Source organism: Nocardiopsis sinuspersici (assembly GCF_001998325.1).
GTDB classification, from domain to species: domain Bacteria; phylum Actinomycetota; class Actinomycetes; order Streptosporangiales; family Streptosporangiaceae; genus Nocardiopsis; species Nocardiopsis sinuspersici.
On record NZ_MCOK01000001.1, the window covers coordinates 2,875,884 to 2,892,430 of the forward strand.

The following is a 16,547-nucleotide window of genomic DNA, read 5'->3' on the forward strand; positions in this document are numbered from 1 at the left end:
GGTTCTGGAGGATTCGCAGGTGGGGCTGCGAGGAACGAGCCGCCATACCGGAGGATCCGAAGGTTCCCGTACCCGCGGCGCCCGAGCACGAGGCAAAGCGCAGCGGAGCCTCAAAGACGACACAGCGAGGGCGCCGACGGGATTCTGGAGGTCCCGCAGGTGCGCCCGCGAGGAACGAGCAGGCGCACCGCAGGGACCGAAGGTTCCCGTACCCGCGGCGCACGAGCACGAGGCGAAGCGCAGCGCAGCCTCAAGGACAACACAGCGGGGCCGCCGGAGGCCCCGCGGGTGCGTCCGTGAGGTACGGGCGGGCGCACCGCGGGGACCGAGGACTCCCGTGCCCGCGGCGTCCGGGTACCAGGCGAGGCGCAGCGCGGCCTCAAGGAAGCACGGCCTAGTCCGGGACGGGAAGGCAGACGGTGACGACGAGACCGCCCCCGGAACGCGGCCAGGCGGTCATCACACCCCCGTGCGCGCGCACCACCGACCGGACGATGGACAGCCCCAGGCCGGCGCTGCGGCCCGAGCCGACCCTGTCGCCGGAGCCGCGGCGGAACGGCTCGAAGAGCCCCTCGATCTCGTAGGCCGGGATGACCTTGCCGGAGTTCTCCACCTGGACCGCCGGCATGCCCTCGTACATGCCGCTGCGAACGGTGATGTCACCGTCCCGGACGTTGTACTTGAGGGCGTTCTCCACGAGGTTGCCCACGAGCCGCTCCAGCAGGACGGGGTCGCCGACCACGGGGGCGGGACGCAGGTCCTGGCGCAGGTTCAGGCCCGACCCGGACAGCTCGCCCTCCAACTGGCTGAGCACCGTCCCGGCGACCTCGCCCAGGTCGACCCTGGCCCGGACCTCCAGCTCGCGGTCGCTCCTGGCGAGGAAGAGCAGGCCGTCGATGAGGCGTTCGTGGCGTGCGTTGGTCTCCAGCAGGGTCTGTCCGACGCTCTTGAGGTCGGGGGAGACGTCGGGGGCGCTGAGCGCCACCTCCAGCAGGGTCCGGTTGATCGCCAGGGGTGTGCGCAGCTCGTGTGAGGCGTTGGCCACGAAACGGCGCTGGCCGTCGAAGGCGCGGTCCAGACGCTCCAGCATGCCGTCGAAGGTGTCGGCGAGCTCACGGATCTCGTCGTCGGGCCCCGACAGGGCGATGCGCTCGTGCAGGGAGCGCTCCGACAGGCGGCGGGCGATGCGGGTGATCTTCTGTAGCGGGGACAGCGCCCTTCCGGCCACCGCGTACCCCAGGGCGACCGCGAGCAGGCCCACCAGGAACAGCGCGAGCAGGGAGAACCGGGTGACGTGGGTGAGGACCTCGTCGATGAGGTAGCGGTGGGTGATCAGCTCCGAGGCGGTGTCCTCGTCCAGGAGCGCGTTGAGCAGGACCGCGACGATCAGGTAGTTGACCAGGACCAGGACCGAACCCGCCGCGAAGAAGAGCATCCCGTAGATGAGGGTGAGCCGTGCGCGCAGGCTGAGGTTGTCGGTGAAGCGGTGTACCCGCTCGGCTGCGGCCGAGCGCTCCCCGTCCTCGGGCACGGCGGCGTTCAGGCGCCGCCACGTACCGGTGTCGGCGGGCCGGGCGGGCTCCCCGCGTTCCGGTTCGGAGCGGTCCGACGGTGTCACAGCCGGTACCCCGCGCCGGGGATGGTCTGGATGACGGGAGGGTCGCCGAGCTTCTTGCGCAGGGTCATGACGGTCACGCGGACGACGTTGGTGAAGGGGTCGGCGTTCTCGTCCCAGGCCTTCTCCAGCAGCCCCTCGGCGCTGATCACCGTTCCCTGGGCGCGCATGAGCACCTGCAGGACGGCGAACTCCTTGGGCGTGAGGGGGATCTCGCGGCCGTCGCGGTGCACACGGTGGTTGGCCGGGTCGAGGGTGATGCCGTGGCGCTCCAGGACCGGGGGCAGCGGGGGCACGGACCGGCGGCCCAGGGCGTGTACCCGGGCGATGAGCTCGGCGAAGGCGAAGGGCTTGGCCAGGTAGTCGTCGGCGCCGATGGTCAGGCCCTCGACCTTGTCCTGGACGCCGCCGGAGGCGGTGAGCATCAGGATGCGGCCGTTGTAGCTCTCCTGGACGAGGGTGCGGGCGACCTCGTCGCCGTGGACACCGGGGAGGTCGCGGTCGAGTACGACCACGTCGTAGTCGTTGACCGCGGTGTGCTCCAGCGCGGTGTCCCCGTCGTAGACCACGTCCACCGCCATCGCCTCGCGCCGCAGTCCGACTGCCACCGCGTCGGCCAGGACCTGTTCGTCTTCGACCACGAGTACGCGCACGTTGTCCTTCTCAAGCATGGGTCGGGAGAGAGAGGGGGGCCGCTGCCGGCGCATCCCCCAACACACCGGCAGCGGCGTTCTTGGTCCCGGCCGCGTCATCCGTTGTCCCACAGCCGGGGTAAGGAGACGGTAAACCCGTCGCGGCGGTTCCGTGAACCTGGCCGCTCTCCTCGCCCCGTGCGGACACGGGCGCCGAACCGGGAGCTTCACTGCTCCCCTGAGCGCGGGGAGTCGCTGCCGGCGAATCCCCCAACCGTCGGCAGCGACTTAACCCCGCACGTCTCAAATCTGACACATCAAGAATAAGAAACAAGTAAGCAGCAAGCCCTCACGGGCAAATGTGTCATGTGACACCCTTGCCCGCTGCTTGGCCGTCCCACACCCCGCCCGGTCCGGACGGCCGGCACGCGCACCCCCGCGCAGGCCCCCGCGGCGGGGTCCTCCCCCGGTGCGGGGCCGGCCGCGGAGGAGGTCACGGAAGGATTTCGTCCGGGGGTGGGGGTTTGGCGAGGATCACGGTGCGGTACAGGTAGAAGATGCGCGCGTGGACACCGGCCCCGGGCCGGACCGCGACGCGCACGCATGTCACAGGGACGTGACTACTTCGATCATGCACACGCCGCGGCGTGCGCGGACGGATTCCGCACCGGTACACGGCCGTGTTCCGGTGCCTACCCCTGGAAGAGGTGCAATGGGCGAGTTCCTCGCGGAGATCAAGGTCCGCATCAACGAGACCTACCGGTCGTTCCAGGCCGCTCAGGCCGAGGGGGACGACTTCCTCGCCGACACGCATGCGTCGGAGCTGGAGGACCTTTACCGCATCGCGGCTCGCAACGGCGTCAACACCTGCGCCTAGCTGACGGAAGGGCGCGGTGGGACCTGGCCTCCCACCGCGCCCTTCCGTGTGTCCGGGCCCGGACGCGCGTCCGGGCCCGAGACGTGCGGGACCGGCCCGCCTCAGCCGTCGGTGTCGGCTCCCAGCGGCTCCAGGAGCTCCTGCAGGGCCTCGTAGAGCTCCGGGCGCCCGGCGATGACCAGGTCCTCGCCGGGCGGCCTCCCGTGCAGTCCTCCCACGCGCAGGCCGGCCTCACCGGCGACCAGGCCGGGGGCGGCCCAGTCCCAGACGTGGAGCCCGCGCTCGTAGTAGGCGTTGACACGTCCCGAGGCCAGTCCGACCAGGTCCACGGCCGCCGAACCGCCGCGCCGGATGTCGCGGACGCGCGGGATCACCTCCAGCAGGACCCTGGCCTGGTGGACCCGGCGCTCGGAGCGGTATCCGAAGCCCGTGGCGACCAGGGCCTGCTCCAGCGGCACCGCGGGCGGGGCCTGGAGGGTCCGGCCGTTGAGGCGCGCGCCCCCGCCGAGCACCGCCTCGTACATCTCACCGCGCCGGGGGACGTTCACCGCGGCGGCCACGACCACACCGTCGACCTCGGCGGCGATGGACACTGCCCAGTCGTGGTGGCCGTACAGGTAGTTGACGGTGCCGTCGATGGGGTCGACGACCCAGCGCACCCCGCTGGTGCCGCTCCCGTCACCGGCCTCCTCACCGCCCTCCTCGCCCAGGACGGCGTCGCCGGGGCGCTCGGCCAGCAGGCGTGTCCGGATGAGGTCCTCGGTGGCCTGGTCCATCTTGGTGACGACGTCGGTGGGGCTGGACTTGGTGTCGAGCACGGTGATGCCCGCCTGTCCCTCCCTGGCGAGTTCCCCCGCCTCCGTCGCCACCCTCACGGCGAGGTCGCGCAGGCTCTCCCGGTCGGATGCGGCGTCGGTGGTACTCACTGGATGTCCTCCCTGTCGTGGCGCGGTGCCGTGCGGGACGCCCCGCACGCGGGTCCGGGCCGGGTGCCCCCGTGGCACCCGGCCGTGTCACGGGCGGCTCAGAGCAGGCCGGGCCTGTTCCACTCCTTGCCGTGCACATGGTGATCGAGGAAGGCGAAGACCGTCTCGTACCAGATCCGGGCGTTGCCGGGGCTGAGGATCCAGTGGTTCTCGTCGGGGAAGTACAGGAACTTGGCGTCCACCTCGTGCAGCAGCAGGTCGCGCCACAGGCGCAGGCCCTCGGAGATGGGCACCCGGTAGTCCTTGTCCCCGTGGATGACGAGCATCGGGGTACGGATCTTGTCGGCGTGCAGGTGCGGCGAGTTCAGGGTGTAGCGCTCGGGGCGGTCCAGCGGGGTGCCGAACTCGTGCTCCCACACCGGCGGGTGGTCGGTGGTACCGCTGAAACCGTCCAGGCCCCACAGGGAGGCGTGGGAGACGATGGCCCGGAACCGGTCGGTGTGCCCGGCGATCCAGTTGGCCATGTAGCCGCCGAAGGAGCCGCCCATCATGGCGGTGCGCTCGGCGTCGACGTCCTCGCGCGCCTCGGCCGCGTCGGTGATGGCCATGACGTCGGCGAAGGTGCGCGGCCCCCACCTGCCCCACGCGCGGCGGAGCATGTCCTGCCCGTAGCCGGTGGACAGGGCGGGGTCGGGCAGCAGGACGGCGTAGCCGCGCGCGGCGAGCAGCCACGGGTTCCAGCGCCAGGACCAGCCGTTGAAGCTCATGTAGGGGCCGCCGTGGACCCAGAGCATGAGCGGGGAGGGGGACTCGGCCGAGGCCTCCTCGGGCAGCACCAGCCAGGCGCGGACACGGGTGCCGTCGTCGGCGGTGGTCTCGATCTCGGTGAGGGTGCCGGGCATGGTCAGCTCGGACCCGGGCGTGCGCAGGTACTCGGGCCGCCCGTCGGCGGCGTCGGCGGCCAGGCGCACGGGCGCGTGCGGGGCGTCCCAGGCGTCGCGCAGCGCGTACACGTACCGGCCGTCGGGGGACGGGTTGAGGCTGCTGTAGGCGCCATGGTCGCCGGTGAGGCGGGTGACCGCGCCGTCGGCCAGGTCGATCCGGAAGACGGGGCGGCGACCGTTCTCGTCGGCGGCGACGAACACCGCTCCGGAGTCGGCGGCCCAGGCGAGGTCGCGCGGCCACAGCTCGTGTCCGGGGAGCAGGTCGCGGCCCCGGCCGGTGGCCAGGTCGACGAGCCAGACGGTCTCGTCGCGGGGTTCGCCGTCGTAGTCGCCCTCGAAGTCGCGCGAGAGCAGGACGTGGCGTCCGTCCGGGGAGACGAGCGGACCGCTGAACTCGTGGTCGGGGTCGGAGGCCAGGGTGCGGCGCTCGCCGGTGGCGGTGTCGATGGCGACGATGTCGGAGCGCTGGGAGCCACGGCCGACGGGCACCCGCCACTCGGTGATCAGCAGGGAGCCGTCGGGGGTGAGCGCGGCGCCGGCGCCCAGGAGGGCCGTCCCGGCGTCGGGGGTCAGGTCCCTGGGGTCGCCGAGGCGGGACTCGTCGTCGGCCGGAGGCTCGGCGACGAGGTGGCGGGGGTGGTCCGGGCCGATGTCGCTGTCCCAGGAGCGGACGGGCAGCGTCTCGTGGAGGATGGCGGTGACCCCGGCCTCCTCGCGGGCCTTGCGGGCCTCCTGGTCGGCCTCCTCGTCCGTGCTGCGCGGAAGGGTGTCGCAGGTGAGGGCGACCAGCCCGGAGTCGCGGGCGACGGTGAAGGAGCCGATGCCCCCGGGACGGGAGGCGACCTGGCGGGCCTCGCCGCCGTCGGCGGGCAGCAGCCACAGGGAGGCCCCGGCCCTGTCCTCGGCCTTGGTCTCGGGGCCGGGGCGGCCGCTGGTGAACAGGACCGAGCCGTCGGGCAGGAAGCCGACCCCGCCCTCGCCCTTGGCTGAGCGGGTGAGGCGCCTGGGGGCGCGCCCTCCCTCGGTTTCGGGGAGGACGTCGATCTCCCACAGGGCGCCCCGGAAGGACTTGGAGTCGGGGGCGATGCCGCTGACGGGCGCGACCAGACGGGTTCCGTCCGGTGAGAGGCGCAGTCCGTTGACACGGCGGAGTCGGACGTACTCCGGCAGTTCATACCAGGAACGAACCAAGACACATACTCCTGAACGTCGACTTGTGATCTGGGCGGACACTGTCGGGCGGGGCCCGGGGCGACTGGATCCCTCGTCCACCCCCGGAGCAGCGTCAGCAGTGTTTACCCAGCTTCCCACACGCCGGATCGATGTGCTCGGCCTCACCCCCGCACAGCGGCTCCGGGGCGGGAGCCGCGAGGCCCCTCCCCTCCACCAGGATGGGCCCGGCGCGCGGTGGGACGAAAGCCCCTCCTCGAAGCTGTGGACGGTTCCCGGCCACCGTCCCGGGAACCGCCGCCTCAGGCCGGGCAGGAGCAGTCGGCGCACCGGGCGAGGGAGCTCAGGCGCCGGGGCTCCGACCGCTCCGTGTACTCGCGGACCAGGTCGGTCACCATGGACACGAACGCGGGGTGCGTGCCGGGGCTGAGCGCGCGCTCGTAGCCGATACCGAGCTTCTTGGCGGTCTCGCGGGCCTCCACGTCGAGGTCGAACTTGACCTCCATGTGGTCGGAGACGAAGCCGTGCGGGATCACGACCACGGCGGGCACGCCCTCGGCGGCCAGCTCCTCCATGCGGTCGTTGACGTCGGGCTCCAGCCAGGGCTGGCTGGGCGGGCCGCTGCGGCTCTGGTAGACGAGCTCGTGGGGGTACTCGCGGCCGAGCCGCTCCACCACCAGGCGCGCCACCTCCGCCAACTGGGCACCGTAGGCGCCCGCCGGCCCGAAGCCGTGGCCGGGACCGCCGCTGGCCTCGGCCATCGAGGTGGGAATGGAGTGCGCGGAGAAGAGCAGGCGCACGCCCTCGCGCTGCTCCGCGGGCAGGGCGGCCAGGGAGGCCCGGGTGTGCTCGACCAGCGGCTCGACGAATCCGGGGTGGTCGTAGAAGGGCCTGACGAGGTCCACCTCGGGGGCGTCCTCGCCCAGCGCCGCGCGGGCGCGGGCGACGTCCTCCTCGTAGGCGGTGCGGCTGGACCAGTTGCAGTACGCGGAGGTGGGCAGCGCCAGTACCCGGCGCACGCCGTCCTCCTTCATCCGGGCGAGGGTGTCGGTGAGCATCGGGGCCCAGAACCGGTTGCCCCAGTAGATCGGCAGGTCGATCCCGTTGGCGGCGAAGTCGTCGGTGACCGCGGCGAGCAGGTCGCGGCACTGCTGGTTGATCGGGCTCACTCCGCCGAAGAGGAAGTAGTGCTCGCCGACCTCGGCGAGCCGCTCCCGGGGGATGTTGCGTCCTCGGGTGACGTTCTCCAGGAACGGGATGACCTCGTCCTCGCCCTCCGGCCCGCCGAAGGAGATCAGCAAAAACGCGTCGTAGTAGCTCATACGCCTTATGAAACCAGCTCGTCCGCACCCGCCCACACGGCCTCCCGTGTCCGTGTCCTGTGGTCTTGGCCTCCTCCGTCCCGGGCCGCGCACCCGGTGCCCGGGCCTCTGGCCACACAAGTGACCGCTCGGTAATGTCACGGCATGACAGACGTGTTGTGGCACACATGGGCGGGCACCCACCAGGCCCGTCCCAAGCGCACGGCGGCCCCGGGAAGCACGGCGGAGGTCGCCGCGGCGGTCTCCTCGGCCGCCGACGAGGACCTGCGGGTCCGCATGGTCGGTACGGGGCACTCCTTCACCGACGTGGCCGTCACCGACGGCCTGCTCCTGTCCCCCACCTCCCTGACCCGGGTGCGCTCGGTCGACCCGGCGGAGGGCACCGCGACGGTCGAGGCGGGCCTTCCCCTGTGCGACTTCAACGACGTGCTGGCCGGACACGGTGTGGCCCTGGCCAACATGGGCGACATCGCCGTGCAGACCATGGCGGGCGCGGTGCAGACGGGCACCCACGGCACCGGCCGGGACGCGGGCGGCCTGGCGAGCCAGGTGGTCGGCATGGAGATGGTGCTCGCCGACGGCTCGGTGGTCGAGTGCTCAGCACAGCACGATCCGGACCTCTTCCACGCGGCGCGGGTCGGCCTGGGCGCCTTCGGCGTGGTCACCGCGATGACCATGGCGGTGCGCCCGGCGTTCCGGCTGCACGCGCGGGAGGAGCCGATGCGGCTGGAGGAGGTGCTGGAGCGCCTGCCCGAGCTGCGCGCGGACAACGACCACTTCGAGTTCTTCTGGTTCCCGCACACCGGCAACACCAACACCAAGCGCAACAACGTCAGCGCGGGCCCGGCCCGGCCGCTGCCGCCCTTCCGGGCGTGGCTGGACGACGAGTTCCTGTCCAACACCCTCTTCGACGGGGTCAACCGTGTGTGCCGGCGCTTCCCGGGCGCGGTGCCCGCGGTGAACCGGATCAGCTCGCGGGCGCTGTCGGCGCGCGACTACACCGACGCCTCGCACAGGGTGTTCGCCTCGGTGCGCGACGTGCGGTTCGTGGAGATGGAGTACGCGGTCCCCGCCGAGCACCTGGTGGACGTCCTGCGCGAGGTGCGGTCCGTCGTGGACCGGGGCGGGCACCGGGTGAGCTTTCCGGTGGAGGTGCGCTTCGCCCCGGCCGACGACGTGTGGCTGTCCACCGCCTACGGCCGCGACACCGCCTACGTGGCGGTGCACATGTACAAGGGGACCCCGTACGAGGCCTACTTCGCCGACGTGGAGGCGGTGTTCACCTCCGTGGGCGGGCGTCCGCACTGGGGCAAGATGCACACCCGGGACCGCTCCTATCTGGAGGGGGTCTATCCGAGGCTGGACGAGGCCCTGGCGGTGCGGGAGCGGGTGGACCCCGGGCGCAGGTTCGCCAACGCCTACCTGGAGCGCGTCCTGGACTGAGCGGCCGGGGCCCGCCCCCGACCGGCCACGCCCGTCGCGAGGGGGCGGGCGGGGCGGGACCGGTGCGCGGTCCCCGCGGGACCGGTGCGCGGGATCACTCCTCCGGAGGGGCGGGAGGCTCGGGCGCCGGAACGGCCTCCTCACCGCCCTGCCCGCCGCCCTGCCCGCCGGTCCCGGTGTCGGGGGCCTGCTCGACGGGACCCCCGGGTTCCTCGGCGGGCGGGCCGGTGGGCGCGGGGCTCGTCTCGGTGCCGCCGTCCTCGGGCGCCCCGGTCCCGGGTGCGGGCTCGGTCGGCTGGGCGGTGGCGGGGGGCTCGGTGGCGCCGGAGGTGCCGTCCTCTCCCTGTGGGGCCGGGTCCTCGGTGGCCTCACCGGTGGTGTCGGGGTCCTCGGACCCGCTCTCCTCGGCCGGGGGCGCGGAGGTGGTGCCGCCGAACAGGGTGGGTGCGGTGGCCTCGTCGGCGCCCCGGGTCCAAGAGGTCAGCGAGCGCCCGGTGAACAGCTCGAAGACCAGGATCACCAGCATGGCCAGGACGAACACCGCGACGGCCGGGACCACCATGGAACGCCATCCGCGCCGACGGCCGCCCCTCCCCCGGGCCCGCGGCCCGTCGTCGGCGCCGTCCGGGTCCGCAGCGTCCCGGCCGGCCACGAGGAGGTGCGCGGTGGTACCGGGGGCGTCGGCGCCCGTGGCGTCCGAACCCTCGGTGGGGGCATCGGTCTCGGCGACCTCACGCAGCAGTCCGGTCTCGGAGATCCCCTCGGGGAGCGGAGCGACCGCCGCTCCCGGCGCGTGCGGGACCGGTGGCCCGGTGCGGCCGGCGGTCCTGGCCCTTCCGGCCAGCTGCCGGGCCTGCTCGCCGCTGCGGGAGAACCAGTGCTGCAACAGCGGGCTGACGAGGGTGCTGAGCGCGGCCATGCCGGCGGCGCCGATGACGGTGCCGTACACGTTCAGGTAGGAGGCGGCGGTGGCCGCGGCCAGTGTCGCGCCGGCGGCTCCGGCGACCTGGGCCGCGCTCAGGTCGATCCGCTTCCTGCCGCGCTCCTCCTCCCCCTCCTCGTGGTCGTCGTGGTGTCCGGTCCGACCCATCCGGTCGTCCCCCTTCTTCGGGCGCGCACGGGCGCGGCTTCTTCGGGCGCACACAGGCGCGACGGGAACTGGCGAGAGCGGAATGGGCGTGTGGTGGGGCATACAGCCCCACAGGCCCCAACCTTCACATTTCGCTCATAGGCGGATAACCAAGGTTAAGGGCGACAACTTTCCGATAACGCCATCAACGAAGAAGCATCACTCTCCGGCGCGCGTCGGCGTGTCGGGTTGCGCTCCGGAGGACACCCCTGCTTGTGGAGCGGTCCGAGATCGGAGTTTTTCCCAGACCTGGGGGGATTCGAGGTGTGCGGGATACCATCACGGCGGAGACTTCGCGCGGGATCGGCGACATTCCCCCGCGATCGCTCCCGGTCGCCGAAGGGTCGGCGTGTCAAGATTGGCAAAGAAGCGACCGTGAGGGCTCCGGGACATCCGGGGCATCTCCCACCGCGGCACACGCCGCGGATCGGGAGGCGGGCACACAGTTCGGACATGCCGGGCGCGGTACTGGCCGAACAGTTGTCGGCCGACCAGACTTGGAGAACGCGGGGGTCGGTCGTGGGACCTACCCTCGACGGGACGCGAAAGGGAGGGCGATGCACGAGCTTCGCCTCGTGGCCGTGAGCGAGGACGGCACCTACCTGGTGCTCGCCAGCGCCGGCCGTGGAACCCGCTTCATGCTGCCCGTCGACGACCGCCTCCGAGCCGCAGTACGCGGCCAGTTCTCCCGGCTCGGCCAGTACGAGATCGAAGTGGAGAATCCGTTGCGCCCCAAGGAAATCCAGGCCCGCATCCGGTCCGGCGAGACCGCGGAGGCCATCTCCGAGATCTCCGGTATACCAATCGAGCGGGTCCGCTGGTTCGAGGGCCCCGTCCTCCAGGAACGCGAGTACATCGCCCAACAGGCCCAGCGCGCCAGCGTGCGCGCGCAGGGCGACGCCGTTCCCGGCCCCTCCCTGGAGGAACTGGTCACCAAGAGGATCGGTGCGCACCAACTGGAGACCGGCGACGCGGCGTGGGACTCGTGGAAGCGCGAGGACCGCTCGTGGCAGCTCAAGCTCGTCTTCATGGACGGTGGCGAGGAGCGCGTCGCCCACTGGCTCTACGAGCCCAGACACAACAGTGTGACCCCCGCCGACGAGGAGGCCGCGCTGTTCTCCTCGTCCGACCCCGTACCCTCCCCCGGCGCGAACGTGACGCCCTTCGCCCCGCGCCGTGCCGAGTCCGCCACCGACCTGCCCCGGATCGACGCCCAGTCGGCCGCCGAGCGCCGCCCCGACCACGCCGTTCCCCGCCGCCGCTCCTCCGACGTGTCCCCCGACGAGCCGTTGCGCCCCGCTCCGACGGGCCGCGCCGAGGACGACCGGTTCGGCGAGGCGCGTCCCGCGCCCGCCGAGTACCGCGACGCGGGCCGGATGGCCGAGCGCCACCCCCGGGAGGGGGAGTGGCGCTCGGAGCCGCGCGTGGAGCGGCCCGCCGAGCGTCCGGCGCCCCGTTCCGAGCCCGTCGACCAGCGCCGTCAGCGTCCGGAGCCCGTCGACCAGCGCCGCCGCCCCGAGCCCGAGCGGTGGCCCGAGCCCGAGCAGCGTCCCACCGCCTACACCGAGCCCATGGAGCGGCCCCGACGCCCCGAGCGCCGCCCGGCGCCGGAGTGGCCCCACGAGACCCGTCCCGCCCGGCCCGCGGAGCCCGAGGCGGCCCCACCGGCCGCCGAGGGCCCGGCCCAGCCGCGTCCGGCGCCCCGCCGCCGCAGGGCCACCATCGACCTCAACGACACCGGCACGCCGCGCCGCGCCGCGGAGCAGCCGCCCGCGGCCGCGGTCCCGGCCGCCGCCAACGGGGGCTCCGAGCACGCCGCGCCCAAGCGCAAGGGCCGTGGCCGCCGCGCCTCGGTGCCCTCGTGGGACGAGATCATGTTCGGTTCCAAGAAGGACGAGTAGGACCGGAGCAGGAGGGGGCGGCCGCGCCTCGGGGGCGCGGCCGCCCCTTCCGTGTGCCTCAGCCCCGTTCCCGGCCCCGGCCCTCCGGTTCCCGGCCCCGGCCCTCCGGTTCCCGGTCCCGGTCTCCCGGACCGGACGGCCCGGCACCGGCCAGGAACGGGCGCACCATCTCGGGGGTGACGCGCGCGGCGAAGGCCACCGACCCCGCCTGCGAGGCGTCCTGGGCGGTGTAGCCGCCCGCGCCCGCGCCGACCGTGACCTGGAGGTCGGCCAGGGAGGAGCGGCGCTGGAAGAGGGTCTGCGTCCAGGTCCAGCCGATCACGGCCGACCGCTCCACCGTCGCCTGGCTCCGGCTCAGGGAACCCGAGCGCACGCTCACCCGCTCGCCGTCGTAGCCGTGGCCCAGGGAGCGGTACCGGTCCACCCCCACGACGGCGCCCAGTACCGCCAGGCCCCCCGACACCCAGGCCAGCCAGGCCATGTCCACGGCCAGGGCGATTCCCAGGACCAGGACGAACGGCCCCGCCGCACGCGTCAGGCGGCGGTACAGGGCCGCCCGCGGATGGCGGTCCAGACGTCCCCGGTACAGGGCCAGCGCACGGTCCACGACCTCCTCGACCACCTCCCTGCGGCCGAGCGGCAGCAGCACCGCGCGGTTGGCGGTGTCGCCCAGCCCGGTGACGACGGCACGCAGCCGTACCGTGCGGCGCGTGCGTTCGAGCGGGTTGTCCAGGAGCTCGTACCCGCGGATGCGGCGCTTCTCCAGCGTCACGCTGCGCCGGGTGAACAGGCCCCGCTCGGCGACCAGGGAGCCGTCGCGCTCCTTGAGGGTGAAGCCCCAGTGGGTGAGGGAGTAGGAGACCACGGCGAACACCGGCATCAGCAGTACCAGCACACCGGCGAAGACCACCGCGGAGACCAGCAGGAACCCGCGGTCGGAGCCGGTCACCCAGTCCACGACGTAGTCGGAGACCAGCTCGCCGGCCGACTGCTGGACCACACCGGACAGGGTGGCCAGGACCGCGAAGGGGGTGAGCAGGTAACCCAGGCTCAGCGCCCCGTACAGGTACCACGAGCGCGGCATGGTGAAGTGGGTGACGGTGTCGTCCTCCGGGGCCGCCGGAGCACCGCCGTGCTCCTCCCCCGTGTCCGTCCGCGCGTCCTCCCCGGAGGGCGCGGCGGCCGCCTCGGGGCTCCGGCCGGTGAGCACCGCCCGGCGGTGCAGCAGCACCCGCCGCAGCCGGTCGGCCTCGGCCGCCCGCACGGCGTCGAGCTTGCCGTCCTCGGTGGCGCCCGCCGACCCCGCGGCGGCCTCGATACGGACCACGGCCACGCCCAGCAGCCGGTGCAGCAGGGTACTGGTGACGTCCACGCCGCGCACCCGCTCCAGCGGGATGGTGCGCCGGGACCGGCTGACAAGCCCCCTGCGGATCTCCAGCCGGTCCTCGGCGACCTCGTAGCGGGTCGTCCTCCAGGTGACGAACCCGCCCACGAGCAGGGCCACGACGGTCGCGCCGGTGGCGGCCAGCACCCAGGCGTTGAACCCGCCGACCACCAGGCCCACGATGATCGGCAGCAGGAGGCCCTTGAGCTGGTTGATGGGGCCCACGACCATGCTGCGGGGACTGAGCCGGCGGACGTGCCCGGTCCCCGGGGGAACCGGGGCGCCCGTATCCTGCCCTCCCCACCAGTCGCGGGGGGCGCCGGGCCGCTCACCCGCCTCCCGCGGGTCCTCGGGCGGCGGCCCCTCCCCCGCGGGAGCGCGGTCCGGCCCGTCGTACGCGTTCTCGGAGGGACTGCCGGGGGCGTCCTCGGAGGCGTCTCGGGGAGCACCGCCGGGGGCGACCCAGCCGCCGGGGCCGGAGCCGTCCGGGCGTCCGTGGCCGGGATCGTCCGGGTGCGCGTGGTTCTCGTGTCCGTCCATCAGGTCGCGTCGTCCCGCAGTGCTCCGGCGCGTACGGCCAGCTCCTCGCTCAGACGGCGGGCCTCCTTCTCGTCCAGTCCCTCGATCGTGGACGACCCGGCGTAGGAGGCGGTCTGCACCTCCAGCGTCGCCACGTCGAACATCCGCTCAAGCCATCCCTGCGTGTGGTCGACCGTCTGAAGCCGGCTGACCGGGACCAGCTGCCAGGAGCGGCTGACCCAGCCCGTCCGGGTGTAGACGACGTCGTCGGCCACCTCCCAGCGGTGCACCCGGTAGCGCCAGGAGGGCACGATCGCCACCTTGAGCAGGGCGTACACCGCGTAGACGGCCGGCAGCAGCCAGGCGTTGTCCCGCGCCCACGCCGGGATCCACGCCCAGCCCAGCGACGAGGCGCCCCAGGCGAGCGCGCAGGCCAGGGCGAGGGTGAACGCGCTGGCGAGCAGCAGACGGACGGTCCACACCCCGATCGCGCGTCCGCTCACGCGGTGTAGCGGTGGACGCAGGCGTGCGGTCTCCCCCGTGTCGGGCCCGGGTGGTTCCGGTGCCTCTCCGGGGCCGGGGGCGGCTTCGTGCGGCGGGGTGTTCATCACCCGCCCGAGTCTAGGGCTTCGGCTCCCGGAACTCCTTTTTCCGGAGTTCGGAGACGGTCCGTGCTGGTACACAAGGCTTTGTCAGCGTTCTGTCAGACCGGGTCGGCACACTTGATGGCAGACGTTGAAATGGAGGAGCGATGACTGACGCCATCCGCGCGGAGGGCCTGGTCAAGCAGTTCAAGGGCAAACGAGCCCTGGACGGCGTCGACCTGGCGGCCAGGACGGGGGCCGTGCTGGGCGTTCTGGGACCCAACGGATCCGGAAAGACCACGATGGTCCGCATCCTGGCGACCCTGCTGCGCCCCGAGGAGGGCCGTGCCGAGGTCGGCGGGTTCGACGTGGTGCGCCAGCCCCACGAGGTGCGCCGCCTGATCGGACTGACCGGCCAGTACGCGGCGGTCGACGCCGACCTGACCGGAACCCAGAACCTGGTCCTCATCGCCCGGCTGCTGGGCTTCGACCGGGCCGGTGCCCGGGCCCGCACGGCCGAGCTGCTGGAGCGCTTCGGCCTCTCCGACGCCGCCGGCCGCCCCGCCAAGACCTACTCCGGCGGCATGCGCCGACGGCTGGACCTGGCAGCGAGCCTGGTGGGCCGCCCGGCGCTGCTGTACCTGGACGAGCCGACCACCGGCCTGGACCCGCACAGCCGCAACGGCCTGTGGGACGTGGTGCGCGGGCTGGTCGACGACGGCGTGACCGTCCTGCTCACCACCCAGTACCTGGAGGAGGCCGACCGGCTGGCCGACGACCTCATGGTGCTCGACCACGGCCGGGTGATCAGCCGGGGCACGCCCGAGGAGCTGAAGAACCAGGCGGGCGACCAGGTATTGGAGCTGCGCACGGTCGAGGGTTCCGAGCTGTCCCTGGCCACCAAGATCATCGAGACGGTCACCAGTACGCCGGTCACCTCCGACGGTCTGCGCGCCAGCGTCCCGGTCACCGACTCGGGCGTGCTGCCCGAGGTGGTGCGCCGCCTGGACGAGCAGGGTGTGGCGGTCGCCGAGCTGTCGCTGCGCAAGCCCAGCCTGGACGAGGTGTTCCTCGCCCTGACCGGGCACTCCGCCGAGGACGAGACCGCGGACGACACCGCGAACGAAGGGACCAGAGCATGAGCGCCGTAACGACCCCGACGCGGTCGGCGCAGCCTGGGGGCGGACCCGACACCCCGGTCCGGATCACCCCGCTGACCACCGTGCAGAACGGGTTCCAACTGGCCTGGCGCAGTGTCCTGAAGATCAAGGCGAACCCCGAAGAGGTCTTCGGGCTGATGCTGCAACCGGTCATGTTCGTGACCCTGTTCGTCTTCGTCTTCGGACAGGCGATGATGGGCGACTGGCAGGCCTACCGCGACTTCCTCATGCCGGGGATCATCGCCCAGTCGGTCATCTTCGCGACCCTGGGCACCGGGTTCTCGCTGAGCCAGGACGTGGAGAAGGGCATCTTCGACCGGTTCCGGTCACTGCCCATCGCCCGCTCGGCCCCTCTGACCGGGGCGATCCTCGGCGACCTGGTCCGGTACACGATCACCGTGGTGATGGTGATGCTGGTGGGTATGGCCATCGGCTTCCGCCCCGAGGGCGGCGTGGTCGGCGTGGTCGTGGCGGCCGCCCTCGTGCTGCTGTTCGCCTCCGCCCTGTGCTGGATGTCGGCCTTCGTCGGCATGATCGTGCGCACTCCGATGGCGGTGCAGGCCTTCGGGATGATCCTGATGTTCCCGCTCACCTTCAGCAGTTCGGCGTTCGTCAGCCCGGAGGACATGCCCAGCTGGCTGCAGGCCGTGGCCGCGAACAACCCGGTCACCCACGTCGTGGACGCCATGCGCGCCCTGATGCTGGACACGGGCGACGCCGCCGGCCCGGTGCTGTGGACCGTGGTGTGGACCGCGATCATCACCGCGGTCTTCTTCCCGCTGGCCGTGTGGGCCTACCGCCGCCGCACCTGAGCGGGCCGAGGCGGCACCGAAGACGCGACGCCCCGGGGCCGGACTCCGGAGCGTCGCGTCGTTCGCGCGAGGGCGCGGGCGGCCTCCCGCGCCGGCGGGCCGGGGTACGGGCCCGGACGTGTTCCCGGA

At 72.9% G+C, this 16,547-nt stretch carries 13 protein-coding genes; 5 read left to right on the forward strand and 8 right to left on the reverse strand.

Annotated features, from left to right (window positions below; all coding sequences use genetic code 11):
* Window positions 1-394: 394 nt before the first annotated feature.
* Together NOSIN_RS12365 and NOSIN_RS12370 are read right to left on the reverse strand one after the other, a co-directional pair.
* Window positions 395-1,618, reverse strand: coding sequence for a sensor histidine kinase (locus NOSIN_RS12365; RefSeq protein WP_077690882.1), 1,224 nt, complete (start codon window positions 1,616-1,618; stop codon window positions 395-397).
* Window positions 1,615-2,268, reverse strand: coding sequence for a response regulator transcription factor (locus tag NOSIN_RS12370; RefSeq protein WP_077693558.1), 654 nt, complete (start codon window positions 2,266-2,268; stop codon window positions 1,615-1,617). Before NOSIN_RS12370 ends, NOSIN_RS12365 begins: the two co-directional genes overlap by 4 nt.
* Window positions 2,269-2,959: 691 nt before the next feature.
* On the opposite strand from NOSIN_RS12370, the gene NOSIN_RS27205 reads away from it, so the two are divergent.
* The gene (locus NOSIN_RS27205) at window positions 2,960-3,124 is read left to right on the forward strand and encodes a hypothetical protein (protein WP_170293641.1); all 165 of its coding nucleotides are present in this window, start codon (window positions 2,960-2,962) and stop codon (window positions 3,122-3,124) included.
* 101 nt (window positions 3,125-3,225) lie between these two features.
* Here the strand turns inward: NOSIN_RS27205 and NOSIN_RS12375 are convergent, their stop codons facing one another.
* The 3 genes from NOSIN_RS12375 to NOSIN_RS12385 form a co-directional block, all read right to left on the reverse strand.
* Window positions 3,226-4,050, reverse strand: a complete 825-nt coding sequence (locus NOSIN_RS12375; protein ID WP_077690883.1) for an inositol monophosphatase family protein — start codon at window positions 4,048-4,050, stop codon at window positions 3,226-3,228.
* 98 nt (window positions 4,051-4,148) lie between these two features.
* A complete protein-coding gene (locus tag NOSIN_RS12380) occupies window positions 4,149-6,185 on the reverse strand; it encodes a S9 family peptidase (protein ID WP_077690884.1) in 2,037 nt (678 codons plus the stop codon).
* A gap of 281 nt (window positions 6,186-6,466) precedes the next feature.
* A complete protein-coding gene (locus tag NOSIN_RS12385; protein WP_077690885.1) occupies window positions 6,467-7,486 on the reverse strand; it encodes a ferrochelatase in 1,020 nt (339 codons plus the stop codon).
* Window positions 7,487-7,630: 144 nt separating this feature from the next.
* Between NOSIN_RS12385 and NOSIN_RS12390 the strand changes: the two genes are divergently transcribed.
* Window positions 7,631-8,929: a D-arabinono-1,4-lactone oxidase gene (locus tag NOSIN_RS12390; RefSeq protein WP_077690886.1), complete on the forward strand. Its 1,299-nt coding sequence runs from the start codon at window positions 7,631-7,633 to the stop codon at window positions 8,927-8,929.
* Between the two features lie 94 nt (window positions 8,930-9,023).
* Here the strand turns inward: NOSIN_RS12390 and NOSIN_RS12395 are convergent, their stop codons facing one another.
* Window positions 9,024-10,019, reverse strand: coding sequence for an ICP22 family protein (locus tag NOSIN_RS12395; RefSeq protein WP_077690887.1), 996 nt, complete (start codon window positions 10,017-10,019; stop codon window positions 9,024-9,026).
* A gap of 596 nt (window positions 10,020-10,615) precedes the next feature.
* On the opposite strand from NOSIN_RS12395, the gene sepH reads away from it, so the two are divergent.
* Window positions 10,616-11,959, forward strand: coding sequence for a septation protein SepH (gene sepH / locus NOSIN_RS12400; RefSeq protein ID WP_077690888.1), 1,344 nt, complete (start codon window positions 10,616-10,618; stop codon window positions 11,957-11,959).
* Window positions 11,960-12,017: 58 nt separating this feature from the next.
* On the opposite strand, the gene NOSIN_RS12405 is transcribed toward sepH, so the two are convergent.
* On the reverse strand, window positions 12,018-13,883 hold the full coding sequence (locus NOSIN_RS12405) for a PH domain-containing protein (protein ID WP_077690889.1): 1,866 nt from the start codon (window positions 13,881-13,883) through the stop codon (window positions 12,018-12,020).
* A complete protein-coding gene (locus NOSIN_RS12410; RefSeq protein WP_077690890.1) occupies window positions 13,883-14,470 on the reverse strand; it encodes a PH domain-containing protein in 588 nt (195 codons plus the stop codon). Before NOSIN_RS12410 ends, NOSIN_RS12405 begins: the two co-directional genes overlap by 1 nt.
* Before the next feature lie 143 nt (window positions 14,471-14,613).
* On the opposite strand from NOSIN_RS12410, the gene NOSIN_RS12415 reads away from it, so the two are divergent.
* Both NOSIN_RS12415 and NOSIN_RS12420 read left to right on the forward strand, forming a co-directional pair.
* Window positions 14,614-15,588 (forward strand): ATP-binding cassette domain-containing protein, encoded by a 975-nt coding sequence (locus NOSIN_RS12415; RefSeq protein ID WP_077690891.1) that lies wholly within the window; start codon window positions 14,614-14,616, stop codon window positions 15,586-15,588.
* The gene (locus tag NOSIN_RS12420) at window positions 15,585-16,418 is read left to right on the forward strand and encodes an ABC transporter permease (RefSeq protein ID WP_077690892.1); all 834 of its coding nucleotides are present in this window, start codon (window positions 15,585-15,587) and stop codon (window positions 16,416-16,418) included. The genes NOSIN_RS12415 and NOSIN_RS12420 overlap by 4 nt, the downstream gene beginning before the upstream one ends.
* Window positions 16,419-16,547 lie beyond the last annotated feature (129 nt).

Excerpts from the sequence above, each read along its gene's own strand:
- NOSIN_RS27205 (WP_170293641.1), top strand. The coding sequence starts at position 2,960 with ATGGGCGAGTTCCTCGCGGAGATCAAGGTCCGCATCAACGAGACCTAC.
- NOSIN_RS12385 (WP_077690885.1), bottom strand. The coding sequence starts at position 7,486 with ATGAGCTACTACGACGCGTTTTTGCTGATCTCCTTCGGCGGGCCGGAG.
- NOSIN_RS12390 (WP_077690886.1), top strand. The coding sequence starts at position 7,631 with ATGACAGACGTGTTGTGGCACACATGGGCGGGCACCCACCAGGCCCGT.
- NOSIN_RS12395 (WP_077690887.1), bottom strand. The coding sequence starts at position 10,019 with ATGGGTCGGACCGGACACCACGACGACCACGAGGAGGGGGAGGAGGAG.
- sepH (WP_077690888.1), top strand. The coding sequence starts at position 10,616 with ATGCACGAGCTTCGCCTCGTGGCCGTGAGCGAGGACGGCACCTACCTG.
- NOSIN_RS12405 (WP_077690889.1), bottom strand. The coding sequence starts at position 13,883 with ATGGACGGACACGAGAACCACGCGCACCCGGACGATCCCGGCCACGGA.
- NOSIN_RS12410 (WP_077690890.1), bottom strand. The coding sequence starts at position 14,470 with ATGAACACCCCGCCGCACGAAGCCGCCCCCGGCCCCGGAGAGGCACCG.
- NOSIN_RS12415 (WP_077690891.1), top strand. The coding sequence starts at position 14,614 with ATGACTGACGCCATCCGCGCGGAGGGCCTGGTCAAGCAGTTCAAGGGC.
- NOSIN_RS12420 (WP_077690892.1), top strand. The coding sequence starts at position 15,585 with ATGAGCGCCGTAACGACCCCGACGCGGTCGGCGCAGCCTGGGGGCGGA.